This is a genomic window from Brevundimonas sp. DS20, assembly GCF_001310255.1.
GTDB classification, from domain to species: Bacteria; Pseudomonadota; Alphaproteobacteria; order Caulobacterales; family Caulobacteraceae; genus Brevundimonas; species Brevundimonas aurantiaca.
In genome coordinates, this window is the sequence record NZ_CP012897.1 from 609,065 (window position 1) to 629,026 (window position 19,962).

The 19,962-nt window shown below is 67.7% G+C and carries 17 protein-coding genes; 12 read left to right on the forward strand and 5 right to left on the reverse strand.

Going from position 1 to position 19,962, the window contains the following annotated elements; genetic code table 11:
• Positions 1–19: 19 nt before the first annotated feature.
• Positions 20–673, reverse strand: a complete 654-nt coding sequence (fsa, locus tag JL11_RS02950; protein WP_054766781.1) for a fructose-6-phosphate aldolase — start codon at positions 671–673, stop codon at positions 20–22.
• A 30-nt stretch (positions 674–703) separates the two neighbouring features.
• Between fsa and JL11_RS02955 the strand changes: the two genes are divergently transcribed.
• Complete coding sequence (locus JL11_RS02955; RefSeq protein ID WP_054764339.1) at positions 704–2,866, forward strand: primosomal protein N'; 2,163 nt, start codon at positions 704–706, stop codon at positions 2,864–2,866.
• A 52-nt stretch (positions 2,867–2,918) separates the two neighbouring features.
• Here JL11_RS02955 and JL11_RS02960 read toward each other — a convergent pair whose 3' ends face one another.
• A complete protein-coding gene (locus tag JL11_RS02960) occupies positions 2,919–3,332 on the reverse strand; it encodes a hypothetical protein (RefSeq protein WP_054764340.1) in 414 nt (137 codons plus the stop codon).
• A 136-nt stretch (positions 3,333–3,468) separates the two neighbouring features.
• Here JL11_RS02960 and ahcY point away from each other — a divergent pair, with 136 nt between their 5' ends.
• From ahcY to JL11_RS02975, 3 genes are all read left to right on the forward strand, one after another.
• Positions 3,469–4,860, forward strand: a complete 1,392-nt coding sequence (gene ahcY / locus JL11_RS02965; protein WP_054764341.1) for an adenosylhomocysteinase — start codon at positions 3,469–3,471, stop codon at positions 4,858–4,860.
• Positions 4,861–4,884: 24 nt separating this feature from the next.
• Positions 4,885–6,090, forward strand: a complete 1,206-nt coding sequence (locus JL11_RS02970; protein ID WP_054764342.1) for an NAD(P)/FAD-dependent oxidoreductase — start codon at positions 4,885–4,887, stop codon at positions 6,088–6,090.
• A 302-nt stretch (positions 6,091–6,392) separates the two neighbouring features.
• On the forward strand, positions 6,393–6,698 hold the full coding sequence (locus JL11_RS02975) for a TFIIB-type zinc ribbon-containing protein (protein ID WP_054764343.1): 306 nt from the start codon (positions 6,393–6,395) through the stop codon (positions 6,696–6,698).
• Between the two features lie 3 nt (positions 6,699–6,701).
• Here the strand turns inward: JL11_RS02975 and JL11_RS02980 are convergent, their stop codons facing one another.
• Positions 6,702–7,838, reverse strand: a complete 1,137-nt coding sequence (locus JL11_RS02980) for a hypothetical protein (protein WP_231681381.1) — start codon at positions 7,836–7,838, stop codon at positions 6,702–6,704.
• Entirely contained in the window at positions 7,730–8,419 is a 690-nt protein-coding gene (locus JL11_RS17845; RefSeq protein ID WP_231681383.1) for a hypothetical protein, read from the reverse strand. Before JL11_RS17845 ends, JL11_RS02980 begins: the two co-directional genes overlap by 109 nt.
• Positions 8,420–8,616: 197 nt before the next feature.
• On the opposite strand from JL11_RS17845, the gene JL11_RS02985 reads away from it, so the two are divergent.
• The 5 genes from JL11_RS02985 to JL11_RS03005 all read left to right on the forward strand — a co-directional run bounded on the left by JL11_RS02985 (position 8,617) and on the right by JL11_RS03005 (position 12,137).
• Entirely contained in the window at positions 8,617–9,321 is a 705-nt protein-coding gene (locus tag JL11_RS02985) for a response regulator transcription factor (protein ID WP_054764344.1), read from the forward strand.
• The gene (locus JL11_RS02990; RefSeq protein WP_054764345.1) at positions 9,290–10,915 is read left to right on the forward strand and encodes an ATP-binding protein; all 1,626 of its coding nucleotides are present in this window, start codon (positions 9,290–9,292) and stop codon (positions 10,913–10,915) included. Before JL11_RS02985 ends, JL11_RS02990 begins: the two co-directional genes overlap by 32 nt.
• Positions 10,912–11,346, forward strand: coding sequence for an HPr kinase/phosphorylase (locus tag JL11_RS02995; RefSeq protein ID WP_054764346.1), 435 nt, complete (start codon positions 10,912–10,914; stop codon positions 11,344–11,346). Before JL11_RS02990 ends, JL11_RS02995 begins: the two co-directional genes overlap by 4 nt.
• Before the next feature lie 117 nt (positions 11,347–11,463).
• Positions 11,464–11,868 (forward strand): PTS sugar transporter subunit IIA, encoded by a 405-nt coding sequence (locus tag JL11_RS03000; RefSeq protein WP_054764347.1) that lies wholly within the window; start codon positions 11,464–11,466, stop codon positions 11,866–11,868.
• Complete coding sequence (locus tag JL11_RS03005; RefSeq protein ID WP_054764348.1) at positions 11,865–12,137, forward strand: HPr family phosphocarrier protein; 273 nt, start codon at positions 11,865–11,867, stop codon at positions 12,135–12,137. The genes JL11_RS03000 and JL11_RS03005 overlap by 4 nt, the downstream gene beginning before the upstream one ends.
• A 12-nt stretch (positions 12,138–12,149) precedes the next feature.
• Here the strand turns inward: JL11_RS03005 and JL11_RS03010 are convergent, their stop codons facing one another.
• The gene (locus JL11_RS03010; protein ID WP_054764349.1) at positions 12,150–13,253 is read right to left on the reverse strand and encodes a phytase; all 1,104 of its coding nucleotides are present in this window, start codon (positions 13,251–13,253) and stop codon (positions 12,150–12,152) included.
• Positions 13,254–13,490: 237 nt separating this feature from the next.
• On the opposite strand from JL11_RS03010, the gene JL11_RS03015 reads away from it, so the two are divergent.
• The 3 genes from JL11_RS03015 (at position 13,491) to lpdA (ending at position 19,943) form a co-directional block, all read left to right on the forward strand.
• Positions 13,491–16,340 carry a TonB-dependent receptor gene (locus tag JL11_RS03015; protein ID WP_054764350.1) on the forward strand — a complete coding sequence of 950 codons (2,850 nt, stop codon included), beginning with the start codon at positions 13,491–13,493 and terminating at the stop codon, positions 16,338–16,340.
• A gap of 203 nt (positions 16,341–16,543) precedes the next feature.
• On the forward strand, positions 16,544–18,424 hold the full coding sequence (locus JL11_RS18130; RefSeq protein ID WP_082382567.1) for a PAS domain-containing sensor histidine kinase: 1,881 nt from the start codon (positions 16,544–16,546) through the stop codon (positions 18,422–18,424).
• 112 nt (positions 18,425–18,536) lie between these two features.
• Positions 18,537–19,943: a dihydrolipoyl dehydrogenase gene (gene lpdA, locus JL11_RS03025; protein WP_054764351.1), complete on the forward strand. Its 1,407-nt coding sequence runs from the start codon at positions 18,537–18,539 to the stop codon at positions 19,941–19,943.
• Positions 19,944–19,962: the final 19 nt, after the last annotated feature.

Consider the following 19,962-nt stretch of genomic DNA (forward strand, 5'->3'; position numbering starts at 1 on the left):
CTTCTCCGTGACGCGTGAGTTACAGGATGGACTGACCGGTCTTGGCCCAGTCCGCCACGAAGGCATCAAGACCCTTGTCGGTTAACGGGTGCTTTACCAGGGCCTTGAAAGTGTCGGCGCCGAAGGTGGCGGCGTCCGATCCGGCCACGGCGGCGGCGGCCACATGGGCCACGTTGCGCAGCGAGGCGGCCAGGATCTGGGTCTCGAAACCATGGACGTCGTACATCACCCGGATTTCTTCCAAGAGGGCGATCCCGTCGGCGCCGTTGTCCTCCAGCCGCCCGACGAAGGGCGAGACGAAGGTAGCGCCGGCCTTAGCGGCCAGCAGCGCCTGGGCGGCCGAGAAGCACAGGGTGACGTTGGTCTTGATCCCCTTGTCGGTGAAGACGCGACAGGCGCGCAGACCGTCCCAGGTCAGGGGCAGCTTCACGACCACATTGGGGGCGATGGCGGCCAGCTTGTCGCCCTCCTTGACCATGGTCTCGAAATCGAGCGAGACGGCCTCGGCGGAAATCGGGCCCTCGACCAGGGCGCAGATTTCGGCGATGACCTCGGCGATGTTCCGACCCGACTTGGCGATCAGCGACGGATTGGTGGTGACGCCGTCCACCATGCCGGTGGGAACCATGTCCTTGATGACGGCGACGTCGGCGGTATCGAGAAAGAGTTTCATGGACGGCTTCATAGCCGAGGGCGCAGTTCGGTGAAAGTCGCCTCAGTCCTCATTCCCCTGCCCGTGCCGGAAGCCTTCGATTACGAAGTTCCCGAGGCGCTGAGCCTGGCGCGCGGCGATCAGGTCGCCGTCCCCTTGGGTCCGCGCCTGATCCGGGGCGTGGTGGCCGAGGTGTTCGAGACCACCGGCTCGAACCGGCGGCTGAAGGCGGTGGACTCGAAACTGGACGACCCCGCCCTGCCGGCAGGGGTGATGGACTTCGTCGAATGGGCCGGGCGCTGGACCCTGTCCCCCCCCGGAGAGATGGCGGCCACCGCGCTGAAGGGGCTGCGCGCGCCGCGTCCCCGGCCGGAACGGAGGGTGCGGCGGGTCGGCGACCGTCAGCCGGCCCGCGCCACCCCCGCGCGAACGGGCGTGCTGGAGGCCCTGGGCGCGCGATCAATGACGGCCGCCGATCTGGCGCGGGACGCCGGGGTGTCGGCGGGCGTGGTGAAGGGATTGATCGACGAGGGGGTTCTGGAGATCGTCGAGATCGCCGCCGAAGCCGCCTTCGCCCCGCCCGATCCCGACCATGCGCCGGCGACCCTGAACGGCGACCAGGCGGCGGCGGCTTCAGCCCTGGCGGCCGGAGCGACCCAGGGCGGGTTTCGACCCTTTCTGCTGGACGGGGTCACGGGGTCCGGCAAGACCGAAGCCTATCTGGAGGCGATCGCGCGGGTGCTGCGCGCCGATCCGGCGGCGCAGATCCTGATCCTCTTGCCTGAAATCGCCCTGACCCAGGCCCTGATCGAACGGATTGCAGCCCGCTTCGGCGCGGCCCCGGCAGAGTGGCATTCCGGCGTCGCCCCGCCCCGCCGCCGCCAGGTGTGGGAGGCGACCATCGCGGGCCGTTGCAACATCGTGGTCGGCGCCCGGTCCGCCCTGTTCCTGCCCTTCGTCAATCTGCGGCTGATCATCGTCGACGAGGAGCACGACGGCTCGTTCAAACAGGAAGAGGGGCTGGTCTATCACGGCCGGGACCTGGCCGTGGCGCGGGCGCGGATCGAGGGGGCGGCCGTAGTCCTGGCCTCGGCGACCCCGTCGCTGGAGACGCTGTGGAATGCGCAGAACGGTCGCTACGACTGGTTGAAGCTGGGCGCGCGGCATGGGACCGCCGTCCTGCCGGACATCGACCTGATCGACCTGCGCGCGGCGCCTCCGGATCCGCAGACCTGGCTGTCGCAGAGCCTGAGGGAGGCGATCGGCGAAACCCTGGCGCGCGGCGAACAGACGCTGCTGTTCCTGAATCGACGCGGCTATGCCCCCGTGGTCCTGTGCCGCGCCTGCGGGCACAGGCTGACGGCGCCGGACACCGACAGCTGGCTGGTCGAACATCGCTACACCGGCCGACTGGTCTGTCACCTGACCGGCTTCTCCATGGCCCGGCCCAAACTGTGCCCGTCGTGCGGGGCCGAAGACAGTCTGGTCTCGGTCGGACCCGGCGTCGAACGGGTCGAGGAGGAGGTGCGCCAGCTGTTTCCCGAGGCGCGGACGGCGGTGTTCAGCTCGGACACCGCACCCGACGCCAGATCGGCCCGGGCCCTGATCCAGCGGATGACCGACGGGGAGATCGACATACTGGTCGCCACCCAGGCGGCCGCCAAGGGCCACAACTTCCCCCGCCTGACCCTGGTCGGAGTGGTGGATGCGGATCTGGGCCTGAGGGGCGGCGATTTGCGGGCGGCCGAGCGCACCTATCAGCTCTTGGCCCAGGCGACGGGACGGGCGGGACGGGCGGATCGGCCGGGACGGGCCCTGTTGCAGACCTGGACCCCCGAACATCCGGTGCTTCAGGCCCTGGCGGCCGGCGATCGGGACGCCTTCGTCGAGGCGGAGATGGCCGAGCGGGAGGCGGCGTCCCTGCCCCCCTTCGGCCGGCTGGCGGCGATCATCCTGTCCAGCGAGAATGCGCAGGCGGTGGAGAAGACCGCCGCCGACCTGGCCCAGGCCATTCCCAACGCCGAACGGCTGGAGGTCTATGGCCCCGCCGATGCGCCCCTGGCCCTGGTGCGCGGCCGTCGGCGCAAGCGGCTCTTGGTGCGCGCGGATCGCGACGTCGATCTGCAAGCCTTTCTGCGCGCCTGGCTGCAGCGGGTGAAGGTTCCGGCCTCGGTCCGGCTGGCCGTGGACGTCGATCCCTATTCCTTCCTCTGAGGGGGCCTCTGAGGGGGCCTCTGAGGTGGACGCGGCCGTCCGAGAGGGCGGATCAGATCGCCATGACCGTGCCCAGCAGCAACCGGGCGCCGGGGCGGCCCAGGGTGGCGTTGGTCGCCGCCTGCAAGGCGTTGGCCAGGCGGTCGATGTCGGGCGCCGCGCCGGGCCGCAGGCCTGCGGCGAACTGCTGAGCGGCGGTGTTATAGGCGGCGCGGAGGCGGGGCGTGGACTGCTGGGCGCGAAGACGCAGGGCCGCGTCAGGCACGTCCAGACCGGTTTCGATCGACAGAACCCCTCGGCGCCCGGTCAGCCCGGCGATGGAGGCGGTGACGACCGGCAGTCGGAAATAGGTTTCGGCGGAGGCGCCGCCGCCCTCCTTGCTCGAAGAGGCTGCGGCGGGCTCCGGCGAGGCCGAGGCGGCGGCCGTTGCGACAAGGGCGAGACCGAGGAGGGCGCGGCGTTCCATGGCGTGACCCTAACGCGCGGCGCTTAATAAACGGCTACGCCCTCGCATATAAGGACATCCTTATATGTTTATTGCTCCTTCAGGCCTGCCGGGCTATGAGGCGCGCAATACCCCCTTACGGCCAGGAGCCCCTGCCATGACCGACTACATCATCCGCGACATCTCTCTGGCCGACTGGGGCCAGAAGGAAATCGCCATCGCCGAGACGGAAATGCCGGGCCTGATGGCGCTGCGCGCCGAGTTCGGCAAGGACCAGCCGCTGAAGGGCGCCCGGATCGCCGGCAGCCTGCACATGACCATCCAGACGGCGGTTCTGATCCAGACGCTGGAAGCCCTGGGCGCCGAGGTGCGCTGGGCCTCGTGCAACATCTTCTCGACCCAGGATCACGCCGCCGCCGCGATCGCCGCGGCCGGCACCCCGGTCTTCGCCGTCAAGGGCGAGACCCTGGAGGAATACTGGGACTACGCCCACAAGATTTTCGAATGGGCGGACGGCAGCTATCCGAACCTGATCCTGGACGACGGCGGCGACGCCACCCTGCTGTGCGTGCTCGGTCCGAAGGCCGAGAAGGACCCCTCGGTCCTCGACAACCCGACCAATGAGGAAGAAGAAGCCCTCTACAAGGTCATGAAGCGGTATCTGAAGGAGAAGCCCGGCTTCTATTCGGCCATCCGCGACGCCATCGGCGGCGTGTCGGAAGAGACCACCACCGGCGTCCACCGCCTCTACCAGATGTCGGAACGCGGCGAGCTGCCCTTCCCGGCCATCAACGTCAACGACAGCGTGACCAAGTCCAAGTTCGACAATCTGTACGGCTGCCGTGAATCCCTGGTCGACGCCATCCGTCGCGGCACCGACGTCATGCTGTCGGGCAAGGTGGCCGTGGTCTGCGGCTACGGCGACGTGGGCAAGGGCTCGGCGGCCTCGCTGCGTCAGGGCGGCGCCCGCGTGATCGTGACCGAGATCGACCCGATCTGCGCCCTGCAGGCGGCCATGGAAGGCTATGAGGTCCAGACCCTGGACGACGTCGCCGACAAGGCCGACATCTTCGTCACCGCCACCGGCAACAAGGATGTGATCACCGTCGATCACATGCGCCGGATGCGCAACAACGCCATCGTCTGCAACATCGGCCACTTCGATTCTGAAATTCAGGTCGCGGGCCTGAAGAACTTCAAGTGGGACGAGATCAAGCCCCAGGTCCACCACGTGGAATTCCCGGACGGCAAGAAGATCATCCTGCTGTCGGAAGGCCGTCTGGTGAACCTGGGCAACGCCACGGGCCACCCCTCCTTCGTGATGTCGGCCTCCTTCACCAACCAGACCCTGGCCCAGATCGAACTCTGGACCAACAAGTCGGCCTATGAGACCAAGGTCTACACCCTGCCCAAGCACCTGGACGAAAAGGTCGCCGCCCTGCACCTGGGCAAGCTGGGCGCCAAGCTGACCGTGCTGAACAAGGAACAGGCCGATTACATCTCCGTGCCGGTCGAAGGGCCGTTCAAGCCCGAACACTATCGCTACTAAGACTCTGATCCCGGAGCCGGTCTCGTGAGCCGGGCGTCGTTCGACGTCCTGGTGGTCGGGGCCGGCGCCGCCGGCATGATGTGCGCCGCCGAGGCCGGACGGCGCGGCCGTCGGGTCCTGGTCGTCGATCACGCGGCCCATCCCGGCGAAAAGATCCGCATCTCCGGCGGCGGACGGTGCAACTTCACCAATCTGGGCTGCGGGCCGGCGAACTTCCTGGGTGAAAACCCCCGGTTCGCCACCTCGGCCCTGCGCCGGTTCACGCCCCAGGACTTTATCAAGCGGGTCGATCAGGCGGGCATAGGCTGGCATGAGAAGACGCTCGGCCAGCTGTTCTGCGACGGCAGCGCCAAACAGATCATACGCCTGTTGACCGAGGCCATGGCCGAGGCCGGGGTCGAGCTGAGGATGAGGACCGGGGTGGACCGGATCGCCCGAAAGGGCGAGGGCTGGTCGATCGGCCTGTCTGACGGATCCGAGATCGCGGCGGCGTCCCTGGTGGTCGCCACAGGCGGAAAGTCCATTCCCAAGATGGGAGCGACCGGCTGGGCCTATGAGGTCGCGCGGCAGTTCGACATCCGCGTGACCGAGACCCGTCCCGCTCTCGTGCCGCTGACGTTCGAGGCGGGCCTGCTGGAGACCCTGGCGCCGCTCGCCGGGGTGGCGGTGGAGGCTCGCGTGGCTTCGGCCCCGGCCGAGAAGACGCGCAAGGCCCGGTTCGACGAAGCCATGCTGTTCACCCACCGCGGCCTGAGCGGTCCGGCCATACTTCAGATCAGCTCCTACTGGCGCGAGGGCGAGCCCATAGTCGCCGCCATGGCCCCGGATCACGACGTGTTCGAGGCGCTGAAGGCCGCCAGGGCGGCGAACGGACGCCAGGCGGTCCACACCGCCCTGGCCCAGATCGTGCCGCGCCGCCTTGCCGAGAGCCTGTGCGCGCGCGAAGGCGTGGCGGGCAATCTGGCCGATCTGTCGGACAAGGCGCTGCGGCGGCTGGACCAGGCGGTCAACGGCTGGACCGTCAAGCCGGTGGGATCCGAAGGCTACCGCACGGCCGAGGTCACCCTGGGCGGGATCGACACCGCCGCCCTGGACCAGCAGACTCTCGCCGTGAAGACCGCGCCGGGCCTCTATTTCATCGGCGAGGCGGTGGACGTCACCGGCTGGCTGGGCGGCTATAATTTCCAGTGGGCCTGGTCGTCGGGCTGGGCCGCCGGCCAGGTCTGCTAGAGCCTGATCCGTTGAGGAGGAACCGCTTCGCGGTTCCGCTGAAACGGTGAATCAGGCTCCAGATTAAAGCGAGAGCATGATCAAGCCGCGCCCTGTGGCGCCACGACGCATGGCGGCGCAGACGCCGACCCCCTAGCTTGGGTTTGCGGAACGGGCCCCTCTGGCGTCGTCGCGGCCGGGTTCCCCTCCCCTGGGCGTGCGATGCGATGTCGGACCGCACGGGTGCATCGACGCGACGGGTCTCGGACCCCTTGCCTTCCCGTCGCGTCGCACCCGATCGTCAACCGACCCGGAGCCCCGCCATGCCCCTTCTGATGTGCCCCAACGACAACAGCCCGATGCAGAGCCTGGATCGGAACGGCGTCCAGTTCGACATGTGCCCGACCTGTCGCGGCGTCTGGCTGGATCGCGGCGAGTTGGAAACCCTGATGGCCTCGGCCGTCGATGAAGGACGCGCCGCCGCCTCCGCCCCCTCGCCGCAGACCCGCCCCTGGAACGCGCCGTCCGACTATGGAGAGGTCAAGGGCTACAGGGACGATCGCCGCCGCGACGACGGCTATCACTACAAGAAGAAGAAGCGCGACAGCATCTTCGACATTTTCGACTGACGCCTAAAGCCGAATCCCGGCGGCCGGCATCAGGGCGTTCAGCGCAGCCGACGCCTCCGGCTCGACGCTCAGGGCGTCCTTGACCTCGGAAGCGCGCAGCATGCGCAGCGCTTCCGTCCGGGCGCGATCGGCGGCCGGTCCCAGAGGCGCCGTTTCGCCGGCCGCCATTCTCAGCAGGACGCCCAGCTTCTGCGTCACGGCGGCCGAGGCGCGGGCGATCTGGCTGATCAGGCCGGCGTCCGCCTCCAGGGTTCCGCCCAAGGTCCCGATCGAGGCGGCGATCTCACGCTCGTCGATCTCTCCCAACTGCACCGCGCGCACCGAGCGCTGCAGCCGCGCCAGAGTGAGCAGTTTCTGCGAGGCGTTTGGACCGCCCGGAGTCGATTGCCGGAGCTCGGCCTCAAGCCTCACCGACTTGACGCAGCCGCTCAGCCATCGCGCCGCAGCCCGCTTGTTGGCGGCGCCGGTCACATTCTCGCAAAGCCGCGTCAGATGTTCGGCCTCGGCCAATACGGTCGCGCACGACTGAACATAGGAGGCGACGAAGTCGGGCGTGACCAGGCTCCTGGACCGATCGACGAAGGCGTTCTGAACCTCCTCCAGGCTCAAAAGCCGACCCGAAGCGGCCGTCAGGGCCATGGCCAGGGTTCGAAGAATATCGATCTCGCCCGCCGGATCAGCGGGGCGCAGGCGGCGGGAACTGGACAGTTCACGCGTTATGAATCGGGCCAAGGCGGCCGACACACGCGGAAAGTCGCCGGCGGCGATCCGGCTGCCGAGCCGGGCTGCGGGGCCGTCCACGGGCGGGGTCAGAAGCCCCGTCCGGGGATCCAGGGCGATCAGCCGCTCCACCTCCTTGGGCGCCACCATACGCACCAGGGCCGCCAGAGTGGCTCCGTGATCCAAGGACGGACCCAGGATGTCCGCCAGATTCGACCGCGTCGCCAGCATCTCCGTCGCAATCTGCTCGACGACGCTCGCGACCAGGGCGCGCGGCGGCCCTTCCGTCGGCGCGCCATCCATCAGATCCATCAGCCGGTCCAGCCGCGCCCGTGCGCCCTGACGATCGGCCAGGGCCTGGGCCGCCACGCCGCCCATGATGAAGGCTCGGTCGGCCGATCCCGACAGGCGATGGGCCACATCGGCGATCGAAAGATCGTCCAGTGACGGAAACTGGCCGCTTCGGCCGCCTTCATCAGCTGGGAGATCGTGGCGTCGGCCAGCCGCTGGTAGTGGCGCACCATCCCATGCAGATCCTGGCCGCTGGCCTGGCTTTCGGGCACGGCCACCTTCTGAACGGCATGTTGAAGTTCGACGCCCGAGGCGTCCAGCCGTTCCGCCAGATCCGGCCGGTGCAGAAGCTCGAAGGCGGTCACCCCGTGCCGCTTCAGCCAGTCCTCGAGGACGCGGCCGATCAGGGCCCGAGCATGGGGCGCATAGAGTTCCTTGGGCGAGCCGCAGGCGGGACGGGCCGCCGCTTCCGGCTTCTTCTTCGACTTTTCTTCCGGCAGCCCGAGATTCAGAATCGTCAGGCTGTTGAACTCCATCGTCTCGGGGTCCAGCGTCTCCTTGGTGACCCGCACCGCGACCGCCTGTTTGGCCTGAAACTGCTCTTCGGCGGTTTCCAGCGCGGTTTTTCGGTCTTCGGTCGCGATCAGCAGGGCCCAAGCCGCCGGAGCGGTCCTTCGGACATAGACTTCATAATGGATTGGGCCGGCCATGCGACCACCCTAGGCGCCAAGGCTTTAAGGCGGGGTTGCCCGGTAAATTGTCAGTTTTTGACCCATCCGCCTATCGCCGTCGTTGAAACCTGCGGCTTGGCGGCCCATCTGTCTTGGCCCTAATGTAACCGCGATCGAACGGTTACGCTTGCCGTGCGTTCTCGGTTTCGGGAACGGGAAGTTCAGGAGAAGACCCCTTGGCCAATATCACCCTGGTCGACGACGACGAGAACATCGTGACGTCCGTCTCGCTGGCGCTGGAAAGCCATGGCCATAAGATCACCGCCTATCACGACGGCGCATCGGGTCTGGCGGCCTTGGAGAGCACGCCGCCCGATCTGGCCATTCTCGACGTGAAGATGCCGCGCATGGACGGGATGGAGGTTTTGCGCCGGCTGCGCCAGACCTCCCAGCTCCCGGTCATCATGCTGACCTCCAAGGACGAAGAGATCGACGAGATTCTCGGCTTCAACCTCGGCGCCGACGACTATATCCACAAGCCGTTCAGCCAGAGGCTGCTGATCGAGCGGGTCAAGGCCCTGCTGCGCCGCACCGGCGCCGACGGCGTCGAGCCCGAGCCCTCGGCCGAGGTCTCCGGCAAGGCGATAAAGCGCGGCAAGCTGAGCATGGACCCGGCCCGCCACGAATCGACCTGGGACGGCAAGCCGGTGAAGCTGACCGTCACGGAATTTCTACTGCTTCAGGCCCTGGCCCAGCGCCCCGGCTTCGTGAAGAGCCGCGACAATCTGATGGACGCGGCCTATGACGACCAAGTCTATGTCGATGACCGCACCATCGACAGCCACGTGAAGCGGATGCGCAAGAAGTTCCGCGCCGTGGACCCCGAGTTCGACGCGATCGAGACCCTGTATGGCGTCGGCTACCGATACCGCGAAAGCTGATCTTCCCGGCCGCGAGACCGAGGAAGAGCCTCATCGACGGCCGCTGTTCCGCTTCGGCGGCTCGCGGCTCGGCGGCTTCATCCTCGCCCTCAACCTGCTGAGCCTGCTGATCCTGTTCGGCGGCGCCCTCCTGCTCAATGAATGGAGCAAGGGGTTGATTCAGGCGCGCCAGGAATCGCTGAAGGTCCAGGCCGAACTGCTCGGCAATGTGCTGGGGCAGCTCAGCATCACGCGAGGCGAGCCCACCCCGGAGCTGGACGTCGGCGAGGCGGCCCGCTGGCTGCGCGACAACTTCGTGCCCGAGGGGCAGCGGGTGCGCCTGTACGACATCAACGGCCTGCAGGTCATCGACAGCTATCAGGTCACCGAAAACATCCCCGGCCAGGCCTTGCCGCCCGCCCGCCCGGCGGGCTCCAAAGCGCCCGGCGATCTGGCGCGCGTCAACGCGCGTCGGGCCGAACAGAAGGACGCGGCGGAGCGCGAGGTGACGGCCGAGGTGGAGCTGGCACTGGCCGGCGCGCCCCAGACCACGCTCCGGCGCAATGAGTCGGGCGATCGCGTCGTCTCCGTCTCCATTCCAATCCGACATGTGCGTCAGGTCTTGGGGGTGCTGACGCTTGAGGCCGGCAATGTCGATGAGATCCTCGGCGCCCAGAGGCGCGCCCTGGTGCCCTTCGCCCTGGTGGCCCTGGGGGTGAATCTCCTGGCCTCCCTGCTGCTGCATCTGTTCGTGGCGCGACCGATCATGCGGCTTTCGGCGGCAGCGGACGGGGTCAAGCTGCAACGGGCCCGATCCATCTCTCTTCCCGATCTGGAAGACCGCAAGGATGAGATCGGCGACCTGGCCCGGTCGCTGGAATCGATGACCGACACCCTGTCCACGCGGATGGACGCGATCGAACGGTTCGCCGCTGACGTGTCGCACGAGATCAAGAACCCCCTGACCTCGATCCGCTCGGCCCTGGAGACCCTGCCCCTGGTGAAGACGGACGCTCAGCGCGAAAAACTGACCGCCCTGCTGCAGCAGGACGTGCGGCGCCTGGATCGGCTGATCACCGACATATCCAACGCCTCGCGGCTGGATGCGGAACTGTCGCGCGATCGGCCCCGCCCCATCGCCCTGAACACCCTGCTGAGCGACATCGTCAACGTCTATGAGACGACGGCCAAGCCCGGCGACATTCCGGTCCTGTATGATCCGCCGGCTCAGGCGCTGCGGGTGGTGGGGCGCGACGGGCCTCTGGGCCAGGTCTTCCGCAATCTGATCGACAACGCCCGCTCCTTCAGTCCGGCCGACGGATCGGTGCGCGTGACCCTGGAAGAGACGGAGGGCGAGCTGCCGATCCGGATCCGCATTGAGGATCAGGGGCCGGGGGTGCCGCCCGAAAATCTCGAGACGGTATTCGAACGCTTCTACACCTCGCGACCCAAGGGCGCGGCCTTCGGATCGAACTCAGGTCTGGGCCTGTCCATCGTCCGCCAGATCGTCGAGGCGCACGGGGGGCGCGCCTGGGCGGAGAATATGACCGAGGGCGACCGCATCCTGGGCGCCCGCTTCGTGGTGGCCCTGCCGGCGAACGGCCGCCGGCCGTGACCGGGGCCGCCCCCATCCACGCGACCACGGTGGCCCGGCGCGGACCGGGCGAGGGCGTGTGGCGGGCGGTGATGATCCTGGGACCCTCAGGCGCCGGAAAAAGCGATCTGGCGCTGCGGCTGATCGGACGCGGTTGGCGACTGGTCAGCGACGACTATACTCGGGTCTGGGCCTCGGACGGAGCGCTTTACGCAACGGCGCCCCAGTCGATCGCCGGCCGGATCGAGGCGCGCGGGGTCGGAATCGTGTCCGCCAGAACACGTTGGATCGCCCGTGTCGTCATGGCCGTCGCCTGCGCGCCCGAGGCGGTCGAACGCCTGCCCGAGACGCAAACCCGCCGGTTCGCGGGGGTGGATCTGCCGCTCCTGGCGCTGGACCCCCGCCCCCCGTCCGCCGTCGAGATGGTCGCAGTCGCGCTCGGAACGCTTTGAACCGGCGCGCAACGAGTCTATGACACGGCCCTTGCGGTCCCGAGGTGGGCGCGTCCGGCCTCCCTGTCGGACAGGGAGAGGTCCGGGGATGGTTCGGGGGATGCGAGTGACGTTCTCATGATTGGCCTTGTTATCGTCACCCACGGGGGACTGGCCTCGGAGTTTCTTTCGGCGATGGAGCATGTGGTCGGCCCGCAGCGCGGGGTGGCGGCCATCTGCATCGGGCCCGAAGACGACATGGAGCGCCGTCGGCGCGACATCGTCGACGCCGCTGCCGCCGTGGACGACGGCGACGGCGTCATCCTGCTGACCGACATGTTCGGGGGCACGCCGTCCAATCTGGCGATTTCGGTGATGGAACAGACCCATGCCGAGGTCATCGCCGGGCTGAACCTGCCCATGCTGATCAAACTGGCCAGCGTGCGCGGGCGCGAGACGCTGGAGGCCTGTGTGGCCCATGCCCAGGACGCCGGTCGCAAATACATCTCCGTCGCGTCCTGGGTGCTTGCAGGCGAGAAATGAGCGTCACCGCCACACTGGACATCTGCAATGCGCGGGGGCTGCACGCCCGCGCCTCGGCCAAGTTCGTCAAGCTGGCGTCCAGCTTCGACAGCGAGATCCATGTCTCGCGCGACGGCGTCACCGTGGACGCCCGGTCGATCATGGGCCTGCTGATGCTGGGCGCCGGGATCGGCTGCCAGATCGAGGTCTCAGCCGAAGGCTCCGACGCCCAGGAGGCGATCGAGGCCCTGACGGACCTCGTCGCCCGCAAGTTCGACGAGGATCAGTAGAACCAGCGGGTCCTAGAGCCCCAGGGCGCGGCGGATGTCGCGCCAGTCCACATATTTGAAATTCTGGGTCCCGACGTCGTTCACATCGTCCTGGATCACCACCACGCCTTCGGGGAAGGGGCCGACTGCGCCGCCGGCGGCGGCCAGGCCGTCGGTGCCGGTGATCCCGTCCACCGCCCCGTCCACGACCTTGAACCGGCCCTTGTATTCGGGCGCCGCGCCGTCGATGCGCCAGACGGGGAAGGTCGAATCGCCCTGGCTGGAGGCGATCAGATAGCGTTTGTCGCCATCGGCCAGGGTCGTCAGCCCTTCGGCGTCGGCGACAAGGCGGTCCTTGGCGATCGGCTGGACCAGCGTGCGTGCGGCGCCCGTCGCCGGATTGAGGCCATAGCGCCACAGGCCGACGTTCTCTTCGTTAATATAGAGGGCGTCGGTCGCCTCGTCGGCGGCGCAGCCTTCGGAGATCGAACCGATCTCGGCCCGGCGCACCTCGCGCGACGCCGGACGGCCGGCGGCGTCCACGCTCAGGATGAACTGGCGCAGCTCGCCCTCATGCCCGACCAGGATCGCATGGACCTCATCGCCCCGACGCGCGAAGCAGAAACCATAGGGTTCGACCACGTCCGTAGCGATGGCGCCCCAGGGCCGCACGCGGTTGTCGCCGGTTCCCGCCGGGTCGAACAGATACAGAGACACCCCCGTCTTGCCCGGCGTGCGGTCGCTGGCGCCCAGGACGATCTGCGGACGGCCCTCGACGGTCAGACCTTCGACCAGATCGACGTTGTTCAGCAGGCCCTCCGGCAGGAATTGCAGGATCCGCCCGTCGAGGCCGTAGATGTAAAGACCCGACTTCTTGTCCGTGCCGGCGACGAAACCGAGCGTGGTCTGGCCCCCGACCGTCACCGGGGTTGACGACGCCCAGACGGCCGGGTCGTCGGCGGCGTCCTGGCCCGCCGTGCCGACCGAGGGGGTCTCCAGCACCGCCTGAACCTCCGCCCCCGGCCCCACGAAGCCTTCGCCTTCGCCCTGGAAATCCACCTCATGGGTCGCGCAAGCCGCGAGCAGGAGTGCGGAGATCGAGATCCCGGACCAAACGGCGCCTTGATTGACCTTCATGATATCCCCCTAAGGAATGAGAAGCGCCTGATCCGCAAGACGCCGCACGGCGTCAACGGCGAATGAGTGACGTTTTCGAGACGACAGAACGATGATTCGCCAGCTTACTGACGATTTGTCACACCAGCGACGCCGAACCGATCCGCAAGCGTCGCTGAACCGTCGCGATCCTTTCGCCGCTCGGCGCTAAGCGCGGCTGTATTCGTCGGGATTGAACCCGGCATTGGGGACATCGTCATGAAATTCCATCTCCTCGCGGGCGCCTCGCTCGCGTCGCTCGCCGCTGTGACCGCCGCCCTGCCGGCTCACGCCTATGAGAGCTCCGCCCTGGCCGCCTCGGTCGCCGTCGCCGGCGAAGTGGTTCACGGACGGGTCACCAACGCCGCCGGCGACGCCCTCCCGGGTGCGGAGGTGGTCGTTCGCGCTACCGGCCAACGCGCCGTGACCAACACCCAGGGCGAGTTCGACCTGGTTCTGCCGACCGGTACGGCGGTTCTGGACGTGCGCTACATCGGCCAGCCCTCGGCCAGCCAGACCGTCAATGTGGTTCAAGGTGGAACCGAAGTCGCCATCGCCCTTGGCGCGGCCGAGGCCGCCACGGTCAGCGACGTGATCGTCACCGGCGTCATCACCGACGGCGTGGCCCGTTCGCTGAACCAGCAGAAGAACGCCGACGGCACCATCAACGTCCTGTCGGCCGACGCCATCGGCCGCTACCCCGACCCCAACGTCGCCGAGTCCCTGCAGCGCGTCCAAGGCATCGCCATCCAGCGCGACCAGGGCGAAGGCCGCTACATCAATGTCCGCGGCGCGCCGTCCAGCTTCACCGCCATCTCGGTGGACGGGGTGGCCGTCCCCGCCGTGTCGCCGTCGACCCGCGCGGTCGATCTCGACACCCTGCCGTCGGACATCGTCTCGACCGTCGAGGTCTCCAAGACCCTGCGCCCCAGCCAGGACGCGGATTCCATCGCCGGCGCCGTGGACATCAAGACGCGCTCGCCCTTCGACAAGCGCCGCCTGGCGCTCAGCGGTTACGCGGGCGGCAGCTACAATGATTACGGCGGCGAGGACTATCGCGGCGGCCTGACGGCTTCCAACGTCTTCGGCCCGAACCAAACCTTCGGCGCCCTGGTGTCGTTGAGCTATTCCGAAACCAACCGCCGTCCCGACAACGTCGAGAACGGATGGGTGCTGATCAACCGCAACCCCGCGCAGGGCGGCGGCCAGATCTGGGGTCTCGAGAACACCCTGTTCAAGGACTACGAGACCGAGCGCACCCGCAAGGCGGTGACGGGCGCCCTGGAATGGCGTCCCAGCGAGGCGACCCGCGTCTGGCTGAAGGGCTCCTACGCCCAGTTCCGCGACGACGAGTTCCGCAACACGCTGAACTTCACCTACAGCGACGGCACGCTGCAACCGGGATCGACCGACACCAGCGCCACCTTCAACAACGCCCGCATCTACAAGCAACTGCGTCACCGCACGCAAGAGAACGACATCTCCACCGTGCAGTTGGGCGGCCAGCGGACGTTCGGCAACGGGGCGGTCTGGGACGCCGTCCTGTCGTTCGCCGACAGCGAGCAGACCTATCCGCACCGTGACGAACTGGTCTATCGCTCGGACCCGGTGCCGACGATGTTTTACAACACGGCCGACCACTATCAGCCGACCTATTCGGTCTTCACCGACCCGACCGGCTTCTACCTGAACTCCAACAACTATAAATTCCGCGAAAACACCTTCCGGTCCAACTCGACCGAACAGGACGACGTCGCCTTCAAGACCAACTTCGAACTGCCCACGATCATCGGCGGACGAGAAGTCGAGCTCAAGTTCGGCGCCAAGTACAGCGCACGCGAAGTGACGGCCGATGAGGAGCGTTTCCGCGACCGCTCCGCCGCCGCAAATCCGGGTACCCTGGCTTCGCTGCTCAGCGATCGTCCGTCGCAGAACTACGACTATAACCTCGGCTTCAAATTCGACGCCGGTTTGGTGACGGACTATTTCGACCGGGTTCGGGCTGGCTCGACCAACCCGGATTCGGCCGCTGGCGTGCGCCGCATTCCCCAGTCGATCACCGCCGACTACACCGCCAAGGAAGACATCCTGGCGGGCTACGCTCAGGCCAGGTTCGACCTCGGCGCGACCGATGTCCTCGTGGGTCTGCGCGTCGAGAAGACGGACTTCGAAGGGTCGGCGACCAGCGTCGCCCTGTCGGGCGCCCAGACCCCGGTCACGGTCGATCGCGATCAGACGGACTTCTTCCCCAATCTGACGCTGCGCCACAGCTTCAGCGATCAGCTGATCGGACGGTTCGCCCTGACCCGCGCCATCTCGCGTCCGGACTATACGGACATCGTCCCGCGCGTTCTGGAAACGACCGACAGCGGCCGCACGACCGTGACGCGGGGCAATCCCGATCTGAAGCCGACCCTGTCGAACAACGTCGATCTGGGTCTGGAATACTATCTGCGTCCTCTGGGCGTGATCTCGGCCAACGCCTTCTACAAGGACCTGTCCAACTACCGCTTCACCCTGGTGACGGACAATGTGCCCTACGTCACCCCGACCAGCACGGTCGCCCAGGTGACCGAGGCCCGCAACGCTCGCGACGGCCACATCGCCGGCGTCGAGTTCAACTGGCAGCAGACGTTCGACTTCCTGCCGAGCTGGGCGTCCGGCTTCGGCGTCTTCGCCAACTACACCCTGACGGATGCGGAAATCAAAACCAGCCGCGCCTTCGCCGGCCGTGACACCTTCGCCCTGCCGGGTCAGTCGGACGAAACCTACAACGCCGCTCTCTTCTATGAGCGGTACGGGTTCAGCGCGCGGATCTCCTACACCCACCGCGGGGACTTCCTGGAGGCGATCGACGCGACCAATCCGGGCAAGGATCTGTATGTCGAAGGTCGCGGTCAGCTGGACTTCACCACCAGCTACGACTTCGGCAACGGCGTCGAAGTGTTCGGCGAGGCCAAGAACCTCACCGACTCGGCGGGCGTCCGCTACTACGGGGTCAAGGAAAGGACCTACGAGTACGAGAAGTTCGGCTACAACGTCTTCTTCGGCGTTCGCTTCAAACTGTAAGGCTCAGCCGAGCCGCGAATAGAAGGGGCCGGGCGGCGACGTCCGGCCCCTTTTTCGTTGGGGCTGAGAGGGTTGGAACGGCTTGACGACGCCCGTCGCGATGTCGTGTGGTTAACCCGCTAAGTCTCCGCTTCACCGGTTCGCCTTTTGCACGGGGACGCCGATGCGGGGGATGTGAGCCCCAAATTGAAACGGATCGACTGATGTTCCTCGAAGGCGAGGTCAACTGGACCCTGGTGCTTGGACTCCTGGCGGGCTTCGGCAATGTCGCGGCGGTCATCGCCATCTGGTTCGCCATCGCCAACCGGGTGCGCCACGCCAGCGCGACGGATCAGCTGGACATCGTTCAGAAGGTGGCGGAATCCTCGGATCGTCGCCTGTTCGAAACCCTGAACGCCGTGCCCGTCGCCATGGTCGAGACGGACCAGACGGGCAAGTTCGTCTTCGCCAACCGCGCTGCACATCAGTTGCTGGGCCGTCGCGACGCCGAACTCCTGGGGCTGCGATTCCATTCCGCCACCTGGGGCATCACCTTTCCGGACGGCAAGACCGTGCCGCCCGACCTCCTTCCCAGCGCACGGGCCCTGCGGGGCCAGACGGTGCGCGGCTTTCAGCACCTGATGGTCAATGCGGCGACCCGCAAGAAGATGCTGGTTTCGGTGACGGCCATGCCGATCGAGAACGAGCACGGCCAGATCACGGGCTCGATCGCCGCCATTGTCGAGACGGACGTCCTGACCACCCCGGCGATCGAACCGATGACGCCTCCGCCGGCGCCCCCGGCCGCGCCCTCCGCGCGCCCGGCGGGACCGAGCCTGTCCGACCGCGTCTTCGACGCCGCCTCCAGCGCCCTGGTGGTGGTCGGGCCCGACGGCGCGATCCGCCAGGCCAACCGCGCCGCCCTGGTCATGCTGGGCCGCAGCGAGGGCGTGGCCGGGGCCGATTTCGCCGACCTGTTCCTGCCGCCCGACCGCCGGGTCGAGGCTCGCCAGACCCTCAGAGCCGTTCTGACCGCTCCGAGCGAGGATATCCCTCCGATAGAGACGATCGACGCCGAGGGCGCGGCGATCCGCTGGACCCTCCTGCCTCTGACCGACGAGGCGGACGCTGCGGATGCCATCCTTCTGGCCGGCTCGCCCGTGTCCGAGGCCCAGGATACGGCCCCGGCTGCGCCCGCCCTCGCCGAGGCAAACGACGATGCGGCCGCCTCCGACGCGGTCGCCGCCGCCCTTACCGCCGCCCAGGCCGAATTCTCCCGCCGTCAGGAGGCCCAGGCGCTCGCCCATGAAAAGGCGCTGGCCCAGGCGGAAAAGGCGGAGCGCGATCTGCGTGAGGCCTTGGAGGCCGAACGCCGCATGGCCAATGTCGGCCGTTTGGCGGGCGGGGTGACGCAGGATTTCGCCGCCCTGCTGAACGTCATGACCTCCGCCCTGGACATGCTGTTGCGCCACTCCGACGATCCTGACCGCGTCCGCCGGCTGGGCCAGGCGGCCCTGACGGCGGGGCGACGCGGCGAACAGATGACCCGCCGGCTGAGCGCCTTTTCTCAGGACGAGGACCGCACCCTGCTGCGGCGCCTGGACCTGGGCGTACTGTTGGCGGGGCTGGAGGGCCGGCTGCGCCAGATCGCCGGACCGGACGTCGATCTGATGATCGAGACCCCGAACCAGCCCGCGCCGGCGCGGGTCGATCCCGTCGCATTCGAGGCGGCGGTCATCGCCTTGACCCGCAATGCGGTCGAGGCCTCGAACGGCGCCGGATCGGTCGCCGTTCGTCTGGCGATCGCCTCGGCCGGCGACCTGCGGCTCAGCGTGCGCGACTCCGGCCCCGGCATGGATTCGGACACTCTGCGTCGCGCGCCCGAACCCTTTTTCACCACCCGAAGCGACGCGGCGGGGCTGGGTCTGTCTCAGGCCTTCGCCTTCGCCCGACAGGCGTCCGGCGCCCTGACCGTGGAGAGCGCCCCGGGCGAGGGGGCTGAGGTGGCCATCACCCTGCCGCTGGATTTGACGCCTGAAGGCGCCGCCGGCGCCCAGCCCGAGCCGTCGCCGCAGGAGCAGACCAGGGCCGAGCCGGTCGTCTGACCCCCTGCAAAGGTCGATTCCGCGCCCCATATGATGCGCGGCGGTTGACCCGTGCGGGGTCGGCGCTAGTGTCCGCGCGCTTTTCCCGCGCGCCAGAAGACCAGAGGATATCATGGCCGAAGCCCCCGCTCCCTACGACGTCGTCATCATCGGCGGGGGGCCCGGCGGCTATAACGCCGCCATCCGCGCCGGCCAGCTGGGCCTGAAGGTCGCCTGCGTCGAGATGCGCGCCACCCTGGGGGGCACCTGCCTGAACGTCGGCTGCATGCCGTCCAAGGCCCTGCTCCACGCCTCGGAAATGTTCGACGCCGCCAACAGCGAGTTCGCCAAGATCGGCATTGAGGTCCAGCCCAAGCTGAACCTGGGCCAGATGCACAAGTCCAAGGACGACAGCGTCACCGCCCTGACCAAGGGGATCGAGTTCCTGTTCAAGAAGAACAAGGCCGACTGGATCAAGGGCAAGGGCAAGATCGTCGGAAAGGGCAAGGTCGAGGTGACCGCCGCCGACGGCTCGGTCCAGACGGTGGAGGCCAAGAACATCGTGATCGCCACCGGCTCGGAGCCCACTCCGCTGCCGGGCGTCGCCTTTGAAGCGGGCAAGGTGATCGATTCCACCGGCGCCCTGTCCCTGCCGGCCGTGCCCAAGAAGCTGATTGTGGTCGGCGCCGGCATCATCGGCCTGGAGCTGGGTTCGGTCTGGCGCCGCCTGGGCGCCGAGGTGACGGTGGTCGAGTTCCTGGACCGCATCACCCCCGGCATGGACACCGAGGTCGCCACCGCCTTCCAGCGCACCCTGACCAAACAGGGCATGGCGTTCAAACTGGGCGCCAAGGTCACGGCCGCCAAGTCGGGCAAGGACGGGGTCGAGCTGACAGTCGAGCCCTCGGCCGGCGGCGCCGCCGAAACCCTGAAGGGCGACGTCGTCCTGGTCGCCATCGGCCGCCGGCCCTATACGGACGGCCTGGGTCTGGAGACCATCGGCGTCACGCCGGACAAGCGCGGCTTCATCGACCATGATCACTTCAAGGTCGCCGACGGCGTCTGGGTGATCGGCGACGTGACCCATGGCCCGATGCTGGCGCACAAGGCGGAGGAAGACGCCGTCGCCGTGATCGACACCATCGCCGGCAAATACGGCCACGTCGACTACGCCCTGGTGCCCAGCGTGGTCTACACCTTCCCCGAAGTCGCCTGGGTCGGTCAGACCGAGGATCAGCTGAAGGCCGCAGGCGTCGCCTACAAGAAGGGCAAATTCCCCTTCACCGCCAACAGCCGCGCCAAGATCAACCACGAGACCGACGGCTTCGTTAAGGTTCTGGCCGACGCCGCCACCGACAAGGTTCTGGGCGTCCACATCATGGGCCCCCAGGCCGGCGAAATGATCCACGAAGCCGCCGTCACCATGAGCTTCGGCGGCGCCTCGGAAGACATCGCCCGCACCTGCCACGCCCACCCCACCCGTTCGGAAGCCGTCCGTCAGGCGGCCATGGACGTCGAAGGCTGGATGATGCAGGCCTGATCCGGCCCCCGTCGACCTG

Excerpts from the sequence above, each read along its gene's own strand:
- JL11_RS02960 (WP_054764340.1), bottom strand. The coding sequence starts at position 3,332 with ATGGAACGCCGCGCCCTCCTCGGTCTCGCCCTTGTCGCAACGGCCGCC.
- fsa (WP_054766781.1), bottom strand. The coding sequence starts at position 673 with ATGAAACTCTTTCTCGATACCGCCGACGTCGCCGTCATCAAGGACATG.
- JL11_RS18130 (WP_082382567.1), top strand. The coding sequence starts at position 16,544 with ATGTTCCTCGAAGGCGAGGTCAACTGGACCCTGGTGCTTGGACTCCTG.
- JL11_RS03005 (WP_054764348.1), top strand. The coding sequence starts at position 11,865 with ATGAGCGTCACCGCCACACTGGACATCTGCAATGCGCGGGGGCTGCAC.
- JL11_RS03000 (WP_054764347.1), top strand. The coding sequence starts at position 11,464 with ATGATTGGCCTTGTTATCGTCACCCACGGGGGACTGGCCTCGGAGTTT.
- lpdA (WP_054764351.1), top strand. The coding sequence starts at position 18,537 with ATGGCCGAAGCCCCCGCTCCCTACGACGTCGTCATCATCGGCGGGGGG.
- JL11_RS02975 (WP_054764343.1), top strand. The coding sequence starts at position 6,393 with ATGCCCCTTCTGATGTGCCCCAACGACAACAGCCCGATGCAGAGCCTG.
- ahcY (WP_054764341.1), top strand. The coding sequence starts at position 3,469 with ATGACCGACTACATCATCCGCGACATCTCTCTGGCCGACTGGGGCCAG.
- JL11_RS02990 (WP_054764345.1), top strand. The coding sequence starts at position 9,290 with ATGGCGTCGGCTACCGATACCGCGAAAGCTGATCTTCCCGGCCGCGAG.
- JL11_RS03010 (WP_054764349.1), bottom strand. The coding sequence starts at position 13,253 with ATGAAGGTCAATCAAGGCGCCGTTTGGTCCGGGATCTCGATCTCCGCA.
- JL11_RS03015 (WP_054764350.1), top strand. The coding sequence starts at position 13,491 with ATGAAATTCCATCTCCTCGCGGGCGCCTCGCTCGCGTCGCTCGCCGCT.
- JL11_RS17845 (WP_231681383.1), bottom strand. The coding sequence starts at position 8,419 with ATGGCCGGCCCAATCCATTATGAAGTCTATGTCCGAAGGACCGCTCCG.